The 19,879-nt window shown below is 72.0% G+C and carries 21 protein-coding genes; 8 read left to right on the top strand and 13 right to left on the bottom strand.

Annotated elements, in window-relative coordinates:
- Positions 1-8: 8 nt before the first annotated feature.
- Positions 9-413 carry a fluoride efflux transporter CrcB gene (gene crcB, locus ABT294_RS14470; protein ID WP_350805985.1) on the bottom strand — a complete coding sequence of 135 codons (405 nt, stop codon included), beginning with the start codon at positions 411-413 and terminating at the stop codon, positions 9-11.
- Complete coding sequence (locus ABT294_RS14465) at positions 410-874, bottom strand: fluoride efflux transporter FluC (protein ID WP_350805984.1); 465 nt, start codon at positions 872-874, stop codon at positions 410-412. Before ABT294_RS14465 ends, crcB begins: the two co-directional genes overlap by 4 nt.
- A gap of 222 nt (positions 875-1,096) precedes the next feature.
- Between ABT294_RS14465 and ABT294_RS14460 the strand changes: the two genes are divergently transcribed.
- Positions 1,097-1,810 (top strand): HNH endonuclease family protein, encoded by a 714-nt coding sequence (locus ABT294_RS14460; RefSeq protein ID WP_350805983.1) that lies wholly within the window; start codon positions 1,097-1,099, stop codon positions 1,808-1,810.
- A gap of 10 nt (positions 1,811-1,820) precedes the next feature.
- Here the strand turns inward: ABT294_RS14460 and ABT294_RS14455 are convergent, their stop codons facing one another.
- Positions 1,821-2,654 (bottom strand): GDSL-type esterase/lipase family protein, encoded by an 834-nt coding sequence (locus ABT294_RS14455; protein WP_350805982.1) that lies wholly within the window; start codon positions 2,652-2,654, stop codon positions 1,821-1,823.
- 216 nt (positions 2,655-2,870) lie between these two features.
- Between ABT294_RS14455 and ABT294_RS14450 the strand changes: the two genes are divergently transcribed.
- Positions 2,871-4,100 carry an isochorismate synthase gene (locus tag ABT294_RS14450; protein ID WP_350805980.1) on the top strand — a complete coding sequence of 410 codons (1,230 nt, stop codon included), beginning with the start codon at positions 2,871-2,873 and terminating at the stop codon, positions 4,098-4,100.
- Here the strand turns inward: ABT294_RS14450 and ABT294_RS14445 are convergent, their stop codons facing one another.
- Complete coding sequence (locus ABT294_RS14445) at positions 4,101-4,724, bottom strand: IMPACT family protein (protein ID WP_350805978.1); 624 nt, start codon at positions 4,722-4,724, stop codon at positions 4,101-4,103.
- A 126-nt stretch (positions 4,725-4,850) separates the two neighbouring features.
- On the opposite strand from ABT294_RS14445, the gene ABT294_RS14440 reads away from it, so the two are divergent.
- Entirely contained in the window at positions 4,851-6,881 is a 2,031-nt protein-coding gene (locus ABT294_RS14440; RefSeq protein WP_350805977.1) for a hydantoinase/oxoprolinase family protein, read from the top strand.
- Positions 6,878-8,506: a hydantoinase B/oxoprolinase family protein gene (locus ABT294_RS14435; RefSeq protein WP_350805976.1), complete on the top strand. Its 1,629-nt coding sequence runs from the start codon at positions 6,878-6,880 to the stop codon at positions 8,504-8,506. Before ABT294_RS14440 ends, ABT294_RS14435 begins: the two co-directional genes overlap by 4 nt.
- Here ABT294_RS14435 and ABT294_RS14430 read toward each other — a convergent pair.
- The 3 genes from ABT294_RS14430 to ABT294_RS14420 all read right to left on the bottom strand — a co-directional run bounded on the left by ABT294_RS14430 (position 8,496) and on the right by ABT294_RS14420 (position 10,599).
- The gene (locus tag ABT294_RS14430) at positions 8,496-8,678 is read right to left on the bottom strand and encodes an MFS transporter (protein WP_350805975.1); all 183 of its coding nucleotides are present in this window, start codon (positions 8,676-8,678) and stop codon (positions 8,496-8,498) included. The two genes, ABT294_RS14435 and ABT294_RS14430, sit on opposite strands and share 11 nt — an antisense overlap.
- Positions 8,679-8,836: 158 nt before the next feature.
- Positions 8,837-10,039 (bottom strand): RNA-guided endonuclease InsQ/TnpB family protein, encoded by a 1,203-nt coding sequence (locus ABT294_RS14425; RefSeq protein ID WP_350805974.1) that lies wholly within the window; start codon positions 10,037-10,039, stop codon positions 8,837-8,839.
- Positions 10,040-10,164: 125 nt separating this feature from the next.
- Positions 10,165-10,599 carry an MFS transporter gene (locus ABT294_RS14420; protein WP_350805973.1) on the bottom strand — a complete coding sequence of 145 codons (435 nt, stop codon included), beginning with the start codon at positions 10,597-10,599 and terminating at the stop codon, positions 10,165-10,167.
- 269 nt (positions 10,600-10,868) lie between these two features.
- Here ABT294_RS14420 and ABT294_RS14415 point away from each other — a divergent pair, with 269 nt between their 5' ends.
- Positions 10,869-11,447 carry a TetR-like C-terminal domain-containing protein gene (locus ABT294_RS14415; protein ID WP_350805972.1) on the top strand — a complete coding sequence of 193 codons (579 nt, stop codon included), beginning with the start codon at positions 10,869-10,871 and terminating at the stop codon, positions 11,445-11,447.
- A 7-nt stretch (positions 11,448-11,454) separates the two neighbouring features.
- Here the strand turns inward: ABT294_RS14415 and ABT294_RS14410 are convergent, their stop codons facing one another.
- The 3 genes from ABT294_RS14410 to ABT294_RS14400 are packed head-to-tail and all read right to left on the bottom strand — an operon-like array spanning position 11,455 to position 14,253.
- Positions 11,455-12,210: an ATP-binding cassette domain-containing protein gene (locus ABT294_RS14410; RefSeq protein ID WP_350805971.1), complete on the bottom strand. Its 756-nt coding sequence runs from the start codon at positions 12,208-12,210 to the stop codon at positions 11,455-11,457.
- Entirely contained in the window at positions 12,207-13,241 is a 1,035-nt protein-coding gene (locus ABT294_RS14405) for an ABC transporter permease (protein WP_350805970.1), read from the bottom strand. Before ABT294_RS14405 ends, ABT294_RS14410 begins: the two co-directional genes overlap by 4 nt.
- Positions 13,242-13,269: 28 nt before the next feature.
- On the bottom strand, positions 13,270-14,253 hold the full coding sequence (locus ABT294_RS14400; protein WP_350805969.1) for a sugar ABC transporter substrate-binding protein: 984 nt from the start codon (positions 14,251-14,253) through the stop codon (positions 13,270-13,272).
- Between the two features lie 133 nt (positions 14,254-14,386).
- Between ABT294_RS14400 and ABT294_RS14395 the strand changes: the two genes are divergently transcribed.
- Complete coding sequence (locus ABT294_RS14395) at positions 14,387-15,019, top strand: TetR/AcrR family transcriptional regulator (protein WP_350805968.1); 633 nt, start codon at positions 14,387-14,389, stop codon at positions 15,017-15,019.
- An 18-nt stretch (positions 15,020-15,037) separates the two neighbouring features.
- Here ABT294_RS14395 and ABT294_RS14390 read toward each other — a convergent pair whose 3' ends face one another.
- Together ABT294_RS14390 and ABT294_RS14385 are read right to left on the bottom strand one after the other, a co-directional pair.
- Positions 15,038-15,874 (bottom strand): HpcH/HpaI aldolase/citrate lyase family protein, encoded by an 837-nt coding sequence (locus ABT294_RS14390; RefSeq protein ID WP_350805967.1) that lies wholly within the window; start codon positions 15,872-15,874, stop codon positions 15,038-15,040.
- Entirely contained in the window at positions 15,871-17,058 is a 1,188-nt protein-coding gene (locus ABT294_RS14385) for a CaiB/BaiF CoA transferase family protein (protein WP_350805964.1), read from the bottom strand. The genes ABT294_RS14390 and ABT294_RS14385 overlap by 4 nt, the downstream gene beginning before the upstream one ends.
- 68 nt (positions 17,059-17,126) lie before the next feature.
- On the opposite strand from ABT294_RS14385, the gene ABT294_RS14380 reads away from it, so the two are divergent.
- Positions 17,127-17,780, top strand: coding sequence for a GntR family transcriptional regulator (locus tag ABT294_RS14380; RefSeq protein WP_350805963.1), 654 nt, complete (start codon positions 17,127-17,129; stop codon positions 17,778-17,780).
- Between the two features lie 260 nt (positions 17,781-18,040).
- Positions 18,041-18,730 carry an HAD family hydrolase gene (locus tag ABT294_RS14375; protein ID WP_350805962.1) on the top strand — a complete coding sequence of 230 codons (690 nt, stop codon included), beginning with the start codon at positions 18,041-18,043 and terminating at the stop codon, positions 18,728-18,730.
- 168 nt (positions 18,731-18,898) lie between these two features.
- Here ABT294_RS14375 and ABT294_RS14370 read toward each other — a convergent pair whose 3' ends face one another.
- The gene (locus ABT294_RS14370) at positions 18,899-19,681 is read right to left on the bottom strand and encodes an inositol monophosphatase family protein (protein WP_350805961.1); all 783 of its coding nucleotides are present in this window, start codon (positions 19,679-19,681) and stop codon (positions 18,899-18,901) included.
- Between the last annotated feature and the right edge of the window lie 198 nt (positions 19,682-19,879).

Here is a 19,879-nt window from a genome sequence, read left to right as displayed (position 1 = left end):
GCACTCACTCACGCCAGCGCCTGCGCCAGCGCGGCGCCGACGTACGCGGCGCCCAGGCCCGCCACGACGCTGGCCGCCGCGTTGGCCACCGCGTGGAAGCGCGCCCCCTCCTCCACCAGCCGCACCGTCTCGTACCCCAAGGTCGAGTACGTGGTCAGCGCCCCGCAGAAGCCCGTACCGGCCAGCGCCATCCACCCGCCCGCCGCGGGCAGCGCCGCCAGGAAGCCCAGCACCGCCGAACCCGCCACGTTCACCGTCAGAGTCCCCCACGGGAACACCGTCTCGTGGCGGGCCTGCACCAGCCGGTCGGCCAGGTAGCGCAGCGGCGCGCCCAGCGCCGCGCCCAGCGCCACCAGCAGCACCGTCGGCACGGTCATCGCCACGGTCATCGGCACGGTCATCGGCACGGTCATCGGGCCGCCCGCACCGGACGGCCCGCGGCCAGACGGGCCAGCCGCATCCCCGCGACCACCGCCACGAGCGCCGCCGCCATCGTCGCCACCAGGTACACCAGCCCGGTGACCGGCGCGCCCAGGCCGACGACCCGCTGGATGTCCACCACATAAGTGGAGAACGTGGTGAACCCGCCCAGCACGCCCACCCCCAGGAACGGGCGCACCAGCCGGTGCGCCCGGCGCACCTCGGTGATCACCACCATGAGCACCCCGATCAGCAGGCATCCGGACACGTTCACCAGGAACGTCGGCCACGGAAACCCGGCGGGCGCCACCGGCAGCAGCGCCTGCACCCCGAAGCGCGCCAGCGCTCCCAGCACGCCGCCGGCGGAGATCGCCGCGAGGACCGGCCAGTGCAGCTCCGCACGCTGATCGGCGAAATGAAGATCGACATCAGGGTCGACAGGACGCTCCGGCACGTGACGACTCCCCACAACCGAAAGGACCAGGGACCGTTGGCGACCTGCGCGGTTCCCTCACCATGGAGGGCGGCGGGCCCCACCGCCGCAGAACGCCACCCTACCGAACCCGCCACCTTGCCCGAGCCGCCGTCTACGACCACAGCGGCGAACCACTGTGTCGAACCACGCCAGAACGGGAACTGTCCCAACAAGTGCCCAAGAAACACGGCGGAGGCATGCTTGAGCACAAAGGACGCCGTCGCCATCCTGGCCGGAGCCGTACTCGTCGTATCCCTCTTCAGCAGCGGCAAGTCCACACCCGCCACCGCGACCAGCCCCCTCGGCAACGCCACCGGCACCCGCCCGGGGCTCGCCCCCATCACCACCGACCAGGACAGGGCCGCCGCCCGCGCCCTCGTCAACCGCCTCACCGTCAAGGGCCAGGGCCCCAAGACCGGCTACCAGCGCACCCGGTACGGCGACAACTGGGCCGACACCGCCACCGGGGTCCCCTACGCGCGCAACGGCTGCCGCACCCGCGACGACCTGCTCGCCCGTGACGGCCAGGACGTCCAGTACCGCTCGGGGTCGCGCTGCGAGGTCGTCTCCATGCGCCTGGCCGACCCCTACACCGGCAGGACGATCGACTGGCGCAAGACGCGCGCGGACGCCGTCCAGGTCGACCACGTCATCCCGCTCTCCTACGGCTGGCGGATGGGCGCCAGGCACTGGCCGATGTCCAAGCGCCTGGACTTCGCCAACGACCCGCTCAACCTGCTGCCCGTGGACGGCGACGCCAACGAGGCGAAGGACGGCTCGGGCCCCGCCGGATGGCTGCCGCCCCAGCGTTCCATCCGCTGCGCCTACGTCACCCGCTTCGCCCAGGTCTCCCTCAAGTACGGCGTCCCCGTCACCAGGGCCGACAAGGCCACCATGCTCGCCCAGTGCCGCTAGCCCGGTGTCGTTAACGCATGTCCAGCCACTCGAAGCCGTGCGCGAACGTCTGCTCGGCCAGCACCTGCTGGCCGAGCGCGTTCGGGTGGAAGTAGTCCCACTTGCTGAGGTGGTCCATGGTGAACGGGAAGGAGAACACCGCGCCCCCGTCGCTGCGGCACATCTCCCCCAGCGCCGCGCACGACGCCGCCGCCGCCTGGTTGTAGTCCATCACCCGCTGCCGCACCCTGGCCCGCCGCTGCACGTCGGCCCGCTTCGTCGAGACCGGGTTGGCCAGCATGGTCTGGCAGATCCTGCCCGCCGCCCAGAACGTCCGCGCCAGCGCGTTGCCCTTGCCCACCTGCCAGAGCCGCCGCACGTCCGGGATGCTCGCCACGAACACCCGCACGTCCGGCAGCTCTGCCCGCAACGTGCCCAGCGCCTGGTCCATCCGCCGCCGGTACACGTCCACCGGCGTCATGTCCTTCTCGGCGCGCACGCAGGCGTCCTGCGCCCCGATCAGGATCGTCACGTAGCCGGCCTTCGCCGCGACCGCCCGCTTCACCTGGCCGAGCAGGTCCGCGCTGGTCGAACCCGGCACCGCGAAGTTGAGGTTGTGCCCTTGGACCGACGTGTCATGCGACAGCAGCCGCAGGTAGTGGCTGTTGACGCGCTGGTTGTCACCGGCCGCCCAGGACCGGGAGGTACACGACACGTAGAAGCCGCACGCGTTGAACCCGGCGGACACCGAGTCGCCCAGCGCCGCCATCACCTGGGGCACTGGCTGGGCGGTGACGGCATCCGCCGTACCGGAGGCGGACAGGACGACGGCAGCGACGAACAAGGGCGCCAGACGAGGGATCATGGGGCCAAGGTAGGGAGTGGATCATCGGCCCACCATGACCTTCAGGCCACCCCTGCCATCTCAGAACCGACTTCATATCACCGCTTGACAGGCCCCTCCCGGGCAGCGTCCTCCCATTTCAGCAAAAGCTCCGCCCATTGCCGTCCCATGGGCGGTTACCCGCCATTCACGGGGGTCCCAGTCGAACGTGTTCAGTTCCCGCATAGAGTGTCTCGGGTGAGTGTCGCGCTCGGAACAACCCGCCCGCTACCGGTTCGTACCACCCCCATCGGCGACCCCGGTGACCTGCTGGCATCCCTGCCACGAACCGCCCCCTACGCCTGGATCCGGCACGGCGAGGGGCTGGTCGGCTGGGGTGAGGCCGCCCGGGTGGCCGTCCCGCCCGGCCCCGGCAGGTTCGCGTGGGCCCGCGAGTGGCTCGGCTCCGTCTTCGGCGACGCCCACATCACCGATACCGTCGGCACCCCCGGCTCGGGTCCCGTCGCCTTCGGCAGCTTCACCTTCGACGAGGACGCCCCCGGCTCCGTCCTCGTCGTCCCCCAGGCCGTGCTCGCCCGGCGCGGCGGGCAGGCGTGGCTGACCACCATCGGCGACACCCACCTGGAGACCATCACCCCCATCACCGATCCCGGGCGCATCCGCTACGGCGACGGCAGTCTCGGCGCGCCCGCCTGGGAGCGGGTCGTCGCGCAGGCCGCCCGGCGCATCCGCGACGGCGAGCTGGAGAAGGTCGTCCTGGCCCGCGACCTGCTCGCGGTCGCCGAGCGCCCCATCGACGTGCGGCTCCTGCTCACCCGCCTGGCGCACCGCTACCCGGAGTGCTACACCTTCTCCGTCGCCGGGCTCGTCGGGGCGACGCCCGAGCTGCTCATCCGCCGTACCGGCCAGGAGATCGAGTCTCTGGTGCTGGCGGGCACCACGCCGCGCGGCACCGGCCCGGGCGACGACTTCTCCCGCGGTGCCGCGCTGTTCGCCTCCACCAAGGACCGGCACGAGCACGAGTGCGCCATCGCGTCCGTCAGGCAGGCGCTCGCGCCGCTGTGCTCCTCCCTCACCACGCCCGACGAGCCGGAGCTGCTCGTCCTGCCCAACGTCCAGCACCTGGCCAGCCACGTGCACGGCCGGCTGGCCGACGGCGCGTCCGTCCTGGACGTGGTCGCCGCGATGCACCCGACCGCCGCCGTCGGCGGCACCCCGACCCGCACCGCCATCAACGTCATCCGCGAGCTGGAGGGGATGGACCGGGCAGGCTACGCCGGGCCGGTCGGCTGGATCGACGCGCACGGCGACGGCGAGTGGGGCATCGCGCTGAGGTCCGGGATCATCCAGGGGCGCCGGGCGCGGCTGTTCGCGGGCGGCGGCATCATGGGCGACTCCGACCCGGCCTCCGAGCTCGCCGAGGCGCAGGCCAAGTTCCGCGTCATGCAGTACGCGCTCGAAGGGTGATCAGCCGGCGACGTGGATCTGCCTGCCGGCCTCGACGCGGGCCCGGCCGGCGGTCAGCGTCGCCACCCAGTCGGTGAAACCGGCCACCTCGTCGTCGCCCACGGCCATGGCGAACACCACGTCGGAGCCGTAGGTCACGTCCTGGACGGGGTAGCGCGACGCCCTGAGGTCGTTCTCCACACGTCCGGCCTGGTCGTGGGCCACCGCGACCCGCATGAGCCGCGCCGGCACCATGCGGACGGGCCTGGCCCGGTCGAGTGTCTCCGTCACCGCGGAGCCGTAGGCGCGTACCAGGCCGCCCGCGCCCAGCAGGATGCCGCCGAAGTACCGGGTCACCACGGCCACGACGTCGCTGAAGCCCCGTCCGACCAGCGCCTGGACCATCGGCGTGCCCGCCGTGCCGCCGGGCTCGCCGTCGTCGTCGCCCTTCTGCGCCTGCCCGTCGCCGATGACGTACGCGGTGCAGTTGTGGGTGGCGCCCGCGTGCAGGCGGCGGCGCTCGGCGATGAACGCCGCCGCCTCCTCCACCGTGGCCGCCGGGGCGACGGCGCAGACGAAGCGGGAGCGGCGGGCCTCGGTCTCGTGCTCGGTGACGGTGTCGAGGGTCAGGTAGGACGAGGGCACGGCTCCCAGGCTAGCGCCTTTACAATGTAGATCAAACACTGGAGGAAGCACCACGCACTGTTGCGGGCCGCCCGGCTGTGCACCCTGCACATGCGCCCGCGCCCGCGCCGACATACCGTTCGACGCATGACTTATCGCGTCGCCATGGACATCGGCGGTACGTTCACCGACGTCGTCTCCTACGACGAGGCAACGGGCGCCGTCGTAGCCTCGAAGGCCCCCACCACGCCGGGAGACCTCGCGGAAGGCGTCTTCGCCGCCCTGGCCAGGGTCGTGGCGGACCCGGCGGACATCTCCTTCTTCGTCCACGGGACCACGCAGGGCCTCAACGCGCTGCTCGAACGCACGGGCGCCCGGGTGCTGCTGCTGGCCGGCGAGGGCGGCAGAGACGTCTACCAGATCGCCCGCGGCAACCGCGACCGCATGTTCGACCTGCGCTACCGCAAGCCCACCCCGCTCGTCCCCCGCCAGGACGTCATGGAGGTCGCCGGCCGCCTCGACTGGCACGGCCGGGAGCTGACCCCGCTCGACGAGGACGCCGTGCGCCGGGCCGCCCGGCGGGCCCGCGACGAGGGCTTCGACGCGGTGGCCGTCTGCCTGCTGTTCTCCTACGCCGACCCGTCCCACGAGGTCAGAGCGGGCGAGATCCTGCGCGAGGAGCTCGGCGACGACGTCCTGGTGGTGCTCTCGCACGAGGTGGCCCGCGAGTGGCGCGAGTACGAGCGCACCTCCTCCGCCGTCCTGGAGGCCTACACGGGCCCGGTCGTGCGGCGTTACCTGGCCAGGATCGAGCGGCGCTTCGCCGAGCGCGGCCTGCCCGTGCCCGTGCACGTCATGCAGTCGTCCGGCGGCCTGGTCAACGCCTCGTACGCGATGCGGCGGCCCCTGCAGACGCTCCTTTCCGGGCCGGTCGGCGGCACCATGGGCGGCGTGGCCGTGTCCCGGCTGCTCGGCCGCGACAACGCGATCTGCGTCGACATGGGCGGCACCAGCTTCGACGTGTCGCTGGTCGTCGACGGCCGCCCCGACGTCAGCGCCGAGGCCCGCATCGAGGGCTTCCCCGTCCTGATGCCCGTCGTCAACCTGCACACCATCGGCGCGGGCGGCGGCTCCATCGCCTACGCCGAGGCGGGCGCGCTGCGCGTCGGCCCGCGATCCGCCGGCGCCGTCCCCGGCCCGGCCTGTTACGGCAGGGGCGGCACCCAGGCCACCGTCACCGACGCCAACGTGGTGCTGGGGCGCGTGGACCCGGCGTGGTTCGCCGGCGGCCTCATGACCCTGGACGTCGAGGCCGCCGGCACCGCCGTCGCCACCCTGGCCGACGAACTCGACCTCGACCCGCTCACCCTCGCCGAGGGCATCTGCGACGTGGCCAACGCCAAGATGGCGCAGGCCATCCGCACCCTCACCGTCGAGCGCGGCGTGGAGCCCCGCGACTTCGCGCTGGTCGCCTTCGGCGGCGCCGGCGCCATGCACGCCGTGTTCATCGCCCGCGAGCTGGGCGTCTCCGAGGTCGTCGTCCCGCGCCACCCCGGCGCGTTCTCCGCCTGGGGCATGCTCGAGGCGGAGGTCCGGCGCGACCTGACCCACCCCTACTTCAGGCCCCAGGACGCGCTCGACGGCGCCGACATGGCCGTCCGCCTCGCCACCCTGGAGCAGGAGGCCCTGGACGCCCTCGCCGGCCAGGGAGTGCCGCACGACAGGCGCCGCGTCGAGCACTTCGTGGACATGCGCTACGAGGGCCAGGACTACTCGCTGACCGTCGCGCTGCGCGACGCCGACGAGCCCGCCGAGCCCGACTTCCTCACCGAGGTCGCCGCCCGCTACGCCGAGGCCCACACCAGCCGTTACGGGCACGCCACGCCCGAGGCCCCGGTGGAGGTCGTCATGCTCCGCAGCACCGGGTTCGGCACCTTCCCCCGCACCGCCGGCACCGTCCTGGAGGCGCCCGGCCACGAGGCGCCCGCCGTGCGGGACGTGATCTTCGACGGCGCGGTGCACACCACCCCCGTGCTGCGCCGCACCGCCCTGGACGGCGAGTTCTCCGGGCCGGCGATCGTGGTCGAGGAGACCGCGACCACCGTCATCCCTCCCGGCTGCCTCGCCGGCGTCGACGACAACGGATTCCTCATCATCAAGGTGGACAGCCCCCAATGATCGACCCCGTCACCACGGAGATCATCCGCTGCGCGCTCCTACAGGCGGCGGAAGACATGAACACCACCCTCATCCGCAGCTCCTACACCCCCGTCATCTACGAGGCCAAGGACTGCGCGGTCGCCCTGCTCGACCGTGACCACAACGTCCTCGGCCAGTCGTCCGGGCTGCCGATCTTCCTCGGCAACCTGGAGGTCTGCACCCGCGAGACCGAGCGCATGCACGGACGGGAGGTGTGGCAGGAAGGCGACGTGTGGGTGCTCAACGACTCCTACATCGGCGGCACCCACCTCAACGACGTCACCGTCTACGGTCCCATCTTCGTCGACGGCGAGCTCGCCGGGTTCGCCGCCTCCCGCGCCCACTGGCTGGACGTCGGCTCCAAGGACCCGGGCGGGTCCATGGACTCCACCTCCATCTTCCAGGAGGGGCTGCGGCTCGGCCCGGTCAAGGTCTACGCGGGCGGCAGGCCCTGCCGCGACGCGCACGAGGTGATCGCCCGCAACGTCCGCTTCCCGCACGCCACCCTCGGCGACATGCGCGCCCAGGTGAGCTGCGCCATGACGGGCCAGCGCCGGCTGCACGAGATCGTCTCACGCTGGGGCCTGGACACCGTCATGGCCGCCCGCAACGAGATCTTCGCCCAGACCGAGCGGATGGAACGCGCCGCCATCGCCGCCATCCCCGACGGCGTCTACCGGGCCGGCGGCCATCTGGACAACGACGGCATCGACCTCGGCACCCCGCTGCCGGTCAACGTGACCGTCACGGTCTCGGGCGAGTCCATGCACGTGGACCTCACCGACTGCGCCGACCAGGCGACAGGCCCGGTCAACTGCGGCGCCGCCCAGGCGGTCGCCGCCGTCCGGGTCGGCTACAAGCTGCTCGTCTCCGGGGACGTGCCGCTGAACGGGGGCTCCTTCCGGCCGCTGTCGGTCGAGACGCGGCCCGGCTCCATGCTCGCCGCCCGGTCCCCGGCCGCCTGCCAGTACTACTACTCGCACCTCGGGCTGCTGATCGACCTCGTGGTCAAGGCGCTGGCCCCCGTCCTGCCTGACAAGGCCGCCGCCGCCTCCTACGGCGACTCCCTCATCGTCCAGTTCACCGGCACCGACCCGCGCACCGGCAAGCTGTACGTCTCCCAGGAGGCCACCGTCGGCGGGTGGGGCGCCTGGGACGGCGGCGACGGCGAGACCTGCCTGATCAACAACGTCAACGGCTCGCTGCGGGACATGCCGATCGAGGTGCTGGAGACGCTCTTCCCCGTGCGTGTCACCCGGTACGAGATCCGCCCGGACACCGGCGGCGCGGGCCGGTGGCGGGGCGGCAACGGCGTCGTGCGCGAGTACGCGTTCTGCGGCGACACCTCGCTGTCGCTGTGGTTCGAACGCTCGGTCACCCCCGCCTGGGGCCTGGCGGGCGGCGGCGCGGGCGCGCCCCCGCGTGTCACCCTCAACCCGGGCACGGCGGACGAGCGCGAGATGCTGAAGGTCAACGCCCTGCCGGTCAAGGCGGGGGACGTGCTGCGCTGCGAGTCGGGCGGAGGCGGCGGCTACGGCCCGGCCGACCTGCGCTCGGCCGGTGCCGTCGCCGAGGACCTGGCCCAGGGCATGATCACCCGCTGACCACGTGGCAGGCGAGGTGCAGGGCCAGGCGGGTGGGGGCGTCCTCCAGGTCGCGCAGGACGGCGCTGGCCTCGTCCTGACGGCCGCGGGCGGCCAGCCAGTACGGCGACTCGGGCACCCACGCCTTGATCGCGAACGCCCACAGGCCGGCCGCGGCGCTGGCGATGACCACCACGTGCCAGCCCAGCCGCCCAGCGCCACCGAGGCGCCGATCGCGGCGAGCATGTCGATCGGCCAGCCGATCGACAGGTAGACCGCCGCGCGGCCCCGATGCTTGGTGAGCAGCAGTTCCAGTTCCAGGAAGTACGGGAAGTTGACTTCCTCCCCCTCCTAAAGAAGGGGGAGTCCCACCCTCGCGAGTGAGGTTTCCTGCTTCACAGCCGACCGCACCCGGGAGGGCCCGGAGTGTCTCACGTCAGCTCCACAGGCGGACACCGCTTGACCAGCGGCCAGGATGTTCTTGGCGGCGTTGATGTCCCGGTCGTGCCGGGTGCCGCAGGACGGGCAGTGCCACGTCCGGGTGTTGAGCGAGAGTTCGGCGAGCAGGTGCCCGCACGCCGAGCAGGTCTTGCTGGAGGGGTACCAGCGGTCGATCACGATCAGGTGCCGCCCCTGCTTGGCGCTCTTGTATTCCAGTTGGCGCCGGAACTCGCCCCACCCGCAGTCGGAGATGACCCGCGCCAGGCGGCGGTTGCGGACCATGTTCGTCACGGCCAGGTCCTCGATCACGATCAGGTCGTGCTCGCGCACCAGGCGGGCGCTGGTCTTGTGCAGGAAATCGGCGCGGGCGTCACGGACCTTGGTGTGCGCGCGGGCAACCTTCGCCCTCGCCTTGATCCTGTTGTTCGAGCCACGCTGCTTGCGGGCCATGCGCCGCTGATAGCGCGCCAGATTCTTCGCCTTGCGTTCCAGAAGGCGCGCATTGGCGATGCGCTCTCCCGTGGAGAGGACCGCGAAGTCCTTGACGCCCAGATCCACACCGACCGCCGAGCCGGCAGCCGGGGCCTGCCCGGTCTCACCAGCGGTTTCGACGGCGAGGGAGGCGTGCCAGCGGCCATCGGGGTCGCGGGAGACGGTCACCGTCGTCGGGTTCAGCGTGGCAGGGTCCACCTCGGGCCAGGACCACACGAACGCGACCGGCGCGTCCATCTTCGCCAGGAACAGCCGCCCGTCCTTCCAGCGGAACGCCGAGCGGGTGTAGGTCGCCGACTGCTTACCGTGCCGGGACTTGAACCGGGGATAGCGGGCGCGTCCGGCGAAGAAGTTCACGAACGCCGCGTACTGGTGCCGCAACGTCTGCTGCAACGGCACGCAGGAGACCTCGAACAGGAACCCGAACGCGGGGTCGCGCTTCAACTCGGTCAGATACCGGTCGCTCTGCGCATAGGACGTCTTGGCCTGCTCGACGTGGTAGCGGTGCTGCCGCCACGCCAGCGCCTTGTTCCACACCAGGCGCACGCAACCGAACGTGCGATTCAGCACCGCAGCCTGTTCGGGAGTGGGGTAGACCCGCACCTTGTACGCCGTACGCACGTTCGCATCCTGCCGCAGCGCAGAAAGATCCGTCAGCGAAAGGGAGAAAGTCATGTGCGTTTCGCGCCCTGGGTTGTCCCGGCTCCGCCGAGACAACCCTTGCGGGGGCCGAATTCCTCCCGGCCCTAGAAGACCAGGCTTCCTTCGGAGGTCATGGTGAGCGTGTAGACCCCGGCCAGCGCCAGGCCGGAGGCCACCCGCAGCGTGACGAGCGTCGCCATGTTCGCCGCGAACGCCGACGCCGGCGCGAACACCCCGTAGGCCAGGAGCGACCAGACGCTGGTGGGCTTGCGTCCGACGCGGTCGGCGACGGGACCCCAGACGAGCACGCCGGGGATCATGCCGAAGGCCACCGCCGACAGCACCACGCCGATTCCGGCCTCGTCGATGCCGAACCGGGCTCCCAGGTCGCCGGAGACGTAGATGAGGGCGAGCTGCTCCCACGACTCGACGACGAACGCGATGAACAGCGCGAGCGCGATGAGGACGTGTCTGCGGGTGAAGGGCATCCGGTCGAACGCGGCACCGATGGGCAGGGTCCTGACGTCGCTGGCGGTCATGGAGGCTCCTCGGAGGGGGGCGCGAAGTGTTGCCGCACGATATGGCCGCCCCCCTTCCGCTCCCTTGTGCGCACCGCCCTGCCCGCCTGCCCGGCGCTGTGCGGCGTGCCCTGACCCCACAGGATAAGGCCAGGTCAGAGCGCGTTCTCACGGACGTGTCCGATCCACCGGCGGGCGCGGGGACGCTCCTCGTCCCGGGGTGGCGAAGACGGCATCTACATGACTGTGGCCCTGACAGATCGGCAGGGGTGAGCTCTACTCTGGAGGTCATGTCCGTGACGCCCCTGCGAGGAGGGCCCGCGCGCGAGGCCGAACTGCTCAACACCGTGCTGGACGTGCTGCGCGAGACCGGATACGACCGGTTGACCGTCGAGGCGGTCGTGGCCCGCGTCCGGGTCGGCAGGCAGACCGTCTACCGGCGCTGGCCGTCCAAGGCCGAGCTGGTGGTGGCCGCGTTCGCCAACGCCGCCACCCCCGCCCCCGACCCGCCCGACACCGGCAGCCTGCGCGCGGACCTGCTCGCGCTGATGGACGTGCTGCTGGGCGAGCTGGCCCGGCTCGGCGACGTCATCGCCAGGCTCGTCGGCGTGGCGCGGCACCACCCGGAGCTGGCCGCCGCGATGGAGAGGCACTACCTCGCGGCCCGCCGCCGGGCCACCCTGGAGATCTTCCAGCGGGCCTGGGACCGGGGCGAGCTGGCCGCCGCCGCGGACACCGAGCTGCTCTGGCAGCTCGGCCCCGCGACGCTGTTCTTCCGCGCGCTGGTCAGCGGCGAGCCGGTGGACGGCGAGCTGGCCAGGAGGATCGTGGACCACGTGGTGCTGCCGCTGGCCCTCCCCCGCGGCTGAGGGGCGGTCACTCCCTTTCCAGCTCGTGCGCCAGCTCCTCCAGCTCCGCTCCCCCTGCCATCAGGCTCGTCAGCTGTTCCCTGGTGATGTCGGCCTTGGCGTACTCGCCGAGACTCGTCCCGCGGTTGAGCAGCACGAAGCGGTCGCCCACGGGGTAGGCGTGGTGCGGGTTGTGCGTGATGAACACCACGCCGAGCCCCTGGTCGCGGGCCCTGACGAGGTAGCGGAGCACCACCCCGGCCTGCTTGACGCCCAAGGCCGAGGTGGGCTCGTCCAGGATGAGCACGCGGGCGCCGAAGTAGACGGCCCTGGCGATCGCCACCGACTGCCGCTCGCCGCCCGACAGCGTGCCGACCGGCTGGTCGACGTCGCGGATGTCGATGCCCATCGCCCGCAGCTCCTGCCTGGCGACCCGGCGGGCGGTGGCCACGTCGAAGGCCAGCCCCTTGCGGGGTTCGGAGCCGAGGAAGAAGTTCCGCCAGACCGACATCAGCGGGATCATCGCCAGGTCCTGGTAGACGGTGGCGATGCCGCGGTCGAGCGCCTCGCGGGGGCTGCCGAAGCGGACCTCGGCGCCGTCGACCAGGAACGACCCGGCGTCGTGCTGGTGGACCCCCGAGAGGATCTTGATGAGGGTCGACTTGCCCGCGCCGTTGTCGCCCAGGACGCAGGTGACGCTGCCCTGCTCGACGCCCATCGACACGTCCCGCAGGGCCAGCACCGAGCCGAACGTCTTGCCGATGCCGCGGGTTTCGATGATCAATGCTTCACCTCCTCGGCGTACCGCCGGACCAGGCGGTTGGCCAGCGTCGCGAGCAGCAGCATGGCGCCCAGGAAGAACTTGAACCAGTCGGCGTCCCAGCCCAGGAAGACGATGCCCTTGTCGGCCATGCCGAAGATCACCGCGCCGATGCTGGCGCCGATCGCCGAGCCGTACCCGCCGGTGAGCAGGCAGCCGCCGATGACGGCGGCGATGATGTAGATGAACTCCTGCCCGATGCCGATGTTGGCCTGCACGGACGTGTACCGCAGCGCCAGGATCGAGCCGACCAGCCAGGCCGCGAACGCCGTCGTCATGAACAGCGCGATCTTCGTCCGGGCGGCGGGGACGCCCACGGCGCGGGCGGCCTGCTCGTTGCCGCCGACCGCGAAGATCCAGTTGCCCGGCCGCGAGCGCATCAGCACCCAGGTGGCCACCGCGGTGACCAGGATCCACCACAGGATCGCCACCCGGAACGACGTGCCGCCGATCTCGATCGTCCCCGCGAAGAGCACGCGGGCGCTCTCGAACCCGGACGCCCTGCGCAGCCCGCTGACCTGGACGGTGCCGGTCAGCGCCTTGGTGACGCCGAGGTTGACGCCCTGCAGCATGAGGAACGTGCCCAGGGTGACGATGAAGCTGGGCAGCTTCGTCCTGGTGACGATCAGGCCGTTGGCGTACCCGATGGCCAGGGCCACGACCAGGCCGGCCAGCATCGCGAGCCACACGTTGACCCCGTAGCGGGTGGCCAGCGTGACCAGGATCAGCCCGGTCGTGCCGGTCAGCACGCCCGCCGACAGGTCGAACTCGCCGCCGATCATCAGCAGCGCGATCGCGACCGCCATGATGCCGAGCGTGGCGGCCGGGTCCAGCCAGTTGGCGATGCCGTCAGGCGACCTGAACACCGCCGACTGGCTCGCGAAGAACGCGAAGACCACGACCAGCCCGACCACCGCGCCCAGTTCGGGCCTGATCAGTAGCCGCCGCAGCGGGCCGACTCCGGCGATCCGCTCGTCGGCCGCGGTGGCGGTCACGACCGCCGCCCCGGACGCGGTCGAGCCCTCATCGGGTGCCCGCCTCGGCCAGCTTGGCCACCTGGTCGGCGTTGTCCTTGGTGACGAAGCCGGGGCCGGTGTTGACGGGCAGTCCGCCGCCGACGGTGTTGAGGTTGTTCTTGTACAGGTACAGGAACGTGATCGGCAGCCAGCCCTGTAGGTACTGCTGCTGGTCCACGGCGAACAGGACGTCCCCGTCCTTGATCGCGGAGACCACGTCGCCCGACAGGTCGAAGGTGGCCAGCTTGGCCTGGGAGCCGGCGTCCTTGATGGCGTCCCTGGCGGCGATCGCGACGGCCGGGTTGAGCGCGAGGACGCCGTTGAGCTGCTTGTCGGACTGGAGCTTGGCGGCGACCTTGGAGGTCACGTCGGCCAGGTTGCCGACGTCCACCTGCAGCCGTTCCACGGTGCCGCCGAGCGTCTGCTCGGCGCCCTTGCACCGCTGGTCGAGGCCGACGTTCCCGGCTTCGTGGATGACGCACAGCAGCTTGCTGACGCCCGCGGCCTTGAGCTGCTCGCCCGCGCCGCGTCCCGCCACGTCCTCCGACTGGCCGACGTGGGTGATCGCGCCGAACGCCTTGGACGAGTCGGCGCCCGAGTTGATCGTCACCACCGGGATCTTGGCGGCGACGGCCTTGCCGATGGCCTCCTTCAGCGCGTCCGGGTTGGCCATGGAGACCACGATGCCGTCGACCTTCTGCGACACCGCCTGGTCGATGAGCTGCGACTGCTTGCCCGGGTCACCGGCGCCCTGGTAGGTGACCGTGACGCCGTACTTCTTGCCGGCCGCCTCGGCGCCGTTCTTGACCACGTCCCAGAAGGAGTCGCCCGGCCCGCCGTGGGTGATCACGGAGAAGGTGCCGCCACCGGCCGCGGCCGGCGCGGAGCTCTCCGCCGCGGGAGCGCTCTGGGCTCCCGGGCTTCCTGAAGAGGAGCAGCCGCTCAAGGTCAGCGCGCCCAGCAGGGCGAGCACGATCGGGGTACGTCTCATCGGGCACCTCCAAGGCCGACGGGCTCGCCCTGGTTCTACCTCAACATCATCTCTTTGTATAGACATGCGGACTAACACGGGAAGATCTTGCAGAATAGTAGAACGGAATCATTCGTTCCCTTATGCTGGTGGCATGACTACTGCACCCATGAGTGGCCGCAAGGCGCAGGCCGCGAGGAACGACGAGCTGATCCTCGCGGCGGCTCGGGCGGTCTTCACCGCTGATCCCGGCGCGCCGATCGCGGCCGTGGCCGAGCGCGCGGGCGTCGGGATCAGCGCGCTCTACAGGCGTTACCCCAGCAAGGAAGCGCTGTTGCAGAAGCTCTGCGGCGACGGGCTCAAGCTCTACATCGCGGTCACGGAGAAGGCCATGGACGACCTGGGGGACCCCTGGGAGGCGTTCGCCGGATACATGCGCGGGATCGTCGACGCCGACACCAACTCGCTCACGATCAGGCTGGCGGGGACGTTCCACCCCACCGAGGAGCTGTACCGGGACGCCGCCAGGTCCTCCGAGCTGGCGATCCAGGTGCACGCGCGGGCCGTCGAGGCGGGCGTGCTGCGGCCGGACATCACGGTCGCCGACATCGCGCTGCTGTTCGAGCAGCTCGCCTCGATCAAGCTGGGCGACGAGGAGCGCACCACACAGCTGCGTCACCGCTACCTCACGCTGCTGCTCGACTCGCTGCGCGTGCCGCAGGGCTACCGCCCCCTGCCGGGCCCGCCTCCGGAGGACAGGGAGCTCCAGGCCCGCTGGACCCCCTAGTCCCCGGGATGCGCGGGATCAGTCCCGCGAGGCGAGCCGCTCGGCGAGGGCCGCGGTGCGGCGGGCCCTGGCGACGATCGGAGCGTCCACGAAGCGGCCGTCGGGCAGGGCGATGGCGCCCAGCCCGGCCTGCTCCGCGCGCTCGGCGGCCTGGACGATCTCGACGGCCCTGGCCGTCTCCTCCTCGGTGGGGGTGAACGCCCGCCTGATGGCGGGAAGCTGACGGGGATGGATCGCGGTCCTGCCGAAGAGCCCGAGCGCGCGACCGGCCACGCAGGAGGCGATCAGCCCGTCCTCGTCCCGGATGTCGGGGTGGACGGACATCGGCACGGGCGGCAGGCCCGCGGCGGCGGCGGCGAGCACCACCTGGAGCCTGAGGTGGTCCATGGCGCTCCCGGCGGTGATGGACAGCTCGGCGGCCAGGTCCTGCTCGCCCAGCGCCACCCCGGCGACGCGGGGGTGCGCGGCGATGGCGGGCGCGGCGACGATCCCCGCCGCCGACTCCAGCAGCGCGTACGCCGGGACGGGGAAGCCCTCCAGCACGTCCAGGCTCGCGGCCGACTCGACCTTGGGCAGCCGGACCGCGTCCAGCCCCGGCACGCCGCCCAGCGCGGCGAGGTCGTCCAGGCCGCGCCGGGTCGCCAGGTCGTTGAGCCGGACGTGCACCTCCACCTCGCCGGTGGCCTCACGGCCACGCAGGTAGGCGACGGCGTTGGCCCTGGCCTCGTCCTTGCGGGCGGGCGCGACCGCGTCCTCCAGGTCGATGATGACCACGTCCGCGCCGGAGGCCGCCGCCTTGGCGAACCGTTCCGGACGGTCGCCGGGGACGTACAGCCAGGTGACGGGGATCGTCACGCGATCACTCCGTCCTCGCGCAGCCCGGCGATCTCCTCCGGGGTGTAGTCGAGCTCGCCGAGGACCTCGTCGGTGTCGTGGCCGAGGCGGCGGCCCGGCCAGCGCACCTCGCCCGGCGTGTCCGACAGGCGGAACAGCACGTTCTGCATGGTGACCGCGCCCAGTTCCTCGTCGGGCACCTCGATGAAGGTGTCCAGCGCCGCGTACTGCGGGTCCTTGGCGATGTCGGTGACGTCGTAGATGGGGGCGACGGCGGCCTGCTCCTCCTCGAAACGGGCGATGACCTCGTCGGCGTCGCGCTCGGCGATCCAGGAGGCGACGGCCTCGTCCAGCTCGTCCACGTGCTGGACCCGGCCGCTGCCGCTGCCGAACCACGGCTGCTCGACCAGGTCGGGGCGGCCGACCAGGGTGACGACGCGTTCGGCGATGGGCTGGGCGCTGGTGGAGATGGCCAGCCAGCGGCCGTCGCGGGTGCGGTAGGTGTTGCGCGGCGCGTTGCTGCTCGACCGGTTGCCGGTACGCTGCGCGACCACGCCGAGGGCCTTGTAGGCGGTCATCTGGGGGCCGAGCAGGCCGAGGATCGGCTCGATGATGGCCATGTCGATGACCTGGCCGCGTCCCGTCCGCTCGCGGTTGTGCAACGCCACCATGATCGCGTAGGACATGGCGAGCCCGGCGATGCCGTCGGCCAGGGCGAGCGGCGGCAGTGTGGGCGGGCCGTCCGGCTGGCCGGTCATCGACGCGAACCCGCTCATGGCCTCGGCCAGCGTGCCGAACCCCGGGCGCCTGGCCATCGGGCCGAACTGCCCGAAACCGGTCATCCGTGCCACGATCAGCCGCGGGTTGAGCTCCAGGAGGTCCTCGGGTGCGAGGTCCCAGCGTTCCAGCGTGCCGGGGCGGAAGTTCTCGATCAGCACGTCCGAGCGCTCGGCCAGGCGGCGCAGGATCCGCTGCCCTTCGGCGCGGGACAGGTCGATCGCGGCGGCGCGCTTGTTGCGTGACAGGGTCTTCCACCACAGCCCCACGCCGTCGACCGAGGCCCCGTGCCCGCGCGAGGGGTCGCCCCGCCGGGGGTGCTCGATTTTGATCACGTCGGCGCCGAAGTCGCCGAGCATCATCGCGGCGGATGGCCCGGCGAACAGGGTCGCGGCGTCGATGACCCGCAGGTCTGCGAGGCTCGTCATGACTATGTAACTTATAAGAAATAAGTCATAGGTCAACCTTTGCCCAGATTGCGGGGACACTGAGGGATATGTCGATCAGCGAGCCGCGTCCGCCCATGAGCAAGGCCGACTACGTCTACACCGTGCTGCTCGACGAGATCCGCAGCGCCCGCATCCCCGGCGGCACGGCGCTACGGGCCGCGGCCGTGGCCAAGCGGCTCGGCGTGTCCGTCACGCCGGTGCGCGAGGCGCTGCGCAGGCTGGAGAAGGACCGGCTGATCAGCTACGAGGCCCACCACGGCGCGACCGTGATCGACCTGGGCGACGACGCGCTGGAGGAGTTCTACGGCCTGCGCGCCGTCGTCGAGGGCCTGGGCGCGCGCCTGGCCGCGTCCCGCGCCACCCCCGCCGAGCTGGACCAGCTGCGCGAGCTGCACGCCTCGATGGTCGAGGACGCCGAGCAGGGCAGGCTCGACCGGCTCGGCGCCCAGAGCCAGGCGTTCCACCTGCGGGTCGTCGACATCGGCGGCCCCGCCTTCCTGGGCCAGCACGCCAGGGCCGTGCGCAACGGCTTCCCCGTGCCGCCCCTGGCCTCCCTCTGGTTGGACGAGGAGCAGGTCCGCAAGCAGCTCGACGCGCACGCGCGCATCCTGAAGGCGCTGGACGAGGCCGACGGCGACACCGCGGAGCGCGTCATGATCGACCACGTCCGGCAGGCCGGCGAGTACCGCAGACGCCCCTGACCGGCACCGGACCGTACCAGCCGCGAGTCACGGTTCACCGCTCGACGGGTCGGCCCGCGAGATGCGGTTCAGCAGGCCCCCCGTTGCGGTTCGCTGGCCGGCGGGGCCGGCCGCGAGGTGTGGTTCAGCAGGCCGCCCTCGTTGCGGCCCGCTGGCCGACCGGGGCCGGTCGCGGGGTGTGGTTCGCTGTTTGGGAGGCTGGCTGTGAAGCGCGGTTCGACGTCCGATGGTCCGGCGAGCTTCACGGGAGATGCGTGGTTGTGATTGGCGGCATTCTGTTCGACCTGGACGGCACCTTGATGGACCACCGCTCGGCGGCGGACGCCGGGATCACCGCGTGGGTGTCGGCCCGCTCCCCCGGCCATCCCCGCCTGGCCGAGGCGGGAGCGCTGTGGGAGGCGCTGGAGGAGCCGCACCTGGCGGCCTGGCACGCGGGCGAGTGCTCGTGGCAGGAGCAGCGCCGCCGCCGGGTCCGGGCGTTCTGCGCGGAACTGGAGCTCGCCGTCCCCTCCGACGTGGACGCGGCGTTCGCCGACTTCGCCGAGCGCTACCGCCGCGGCTGGACCGCCTACCCCGACGCCGCGGGAGCGGTGGCCGCGTCCGCGGCGTACCGGCTGGGCGTGCTGACGAACGGCTCCCAGGCCATGCAGGAGGCCAAGGTGCGGGCGATCGGGCTCGACGGCCGGGTCGGGCCCGTGCTGACGGGCGAGGTGCTGGACGGCCACTTCAAGCCGTCGGCCGGCAGCTACACCCGCGCCGCCGCCGCGCTCGGCCTGCCGCCGGAGGAGGTGCTGCTGGTGGGCGACGACCTGGCCAAGGACGTCCTGGGCCCGGCGGCGGCCGGCATGCGCTCGGTCTGGCTCGACAGGCACGGCATCGGTCGGCCGCCCGCCGGATTCCCCCGGATCTCCTCGCTGGCGGAGCTGCCGGATCTCGTCACGTCCCTCTGAGCGGCCCGTCACGACCGCGCGCGTCACGGCCGAGCACCCCGTCACGACCGCGCGTCACGACCACGTACCCGTCACGACCGCGCGTCGCGACCACGTACCCGCCGCGCCCGCCGCGCCCGCCGAGGCCGCCGAGGCCGCCGAGGCCGCCGAGGCCGCCGAGGCCGGAGGTTATCCGGCGGAGCGCCGGGCCAGCTCCGCGATCGCCGAGTTCTCCAGGTCGAAGCCGCCGACGTGGGCCAGGTAGTCGCTCGGGACGAGCGGGTCGCCCAGGTAGACGCCGCCCGCCTGCCGCACCAGGAGGGCGCCGGCCGCCACGTCCCACGGGTTGGCCCTGGTGCCGTACGCGACGTCGGCCCAGCCCGCGGCGACGTGCGCGAGCTTGAGCGCGGCGCTGCCCAGCCTGCGGACGGCGGCGAAGGAGTCCAGCAGGCGGCCGTACCGGGCGAGGGCCTCCTCCCCCTCCTCGGTCAGGTCGCGCGGGGTGGGGTAGCTGGACAGCAGCATCGCCTCGCGGTCGGTGGCAGCGCCCGCGCTGCGGATGGGGGTGCCGTTGCACCAGGCGCCCGCGGTCGTGGCGGAGAACTCGTCGTCGCGTACCGGGTCGTAGACCACGCCCGCCACCAGTTCCCCGTGCACCGCGACGGCGATGGAGACACAGAAGAACGGCAGTCCGGCGGCGAAGTTGGCGGTGCCGTCGATCGGGTCGACGTACCACGTCAGGTCGCCCTCACCGGTGACGCCGCCTTCCTCACCGACGATCACGCTGCCGGGCCGGCGCATGTTGATCACGTTCCGGATGGTGTCCTCGGCGGCCCTGTCGTGCTCGGTGACCGGGTCGTGGAAGTCACGCTTGGTCGCCACCTGCGGCCGGGAACGGAACGCCTGGCGCAGTCGCGGGCCCACCGCCCTGGCCGCCTCGCAGGCGGTCTCGAGCAGTTCCGTCGCGTCCATGTCTCCTCCAGCGAGCTCATCGGTGCGAGGACGCCGCCGCACCCCCGGCAGGGGATCCCGTCCGCGCCCTTCGACGCCTTCAGGACCGTCATGCCCACTCCCGCGCGTTCCCCGCAGACGACGTGACAGACCCGCGGGCGTGGGCGACGACCCTCAGGGGCGTCTCAGAATATGTCCGAACATTCTCACCTTCGGATG

The organism is Nonomuraea sp. NPDC000554 (assembly GCF_040300065.1).
Taxonomy (GTDB): Bacteria; Actinomycetota; Actinomycetes; order Streptosporangiales; family Streptosporangiaceae; genus Nonomuraea.
This window is presented reverse-complemented; position numbering and strand designations above follow the sequence as displayed.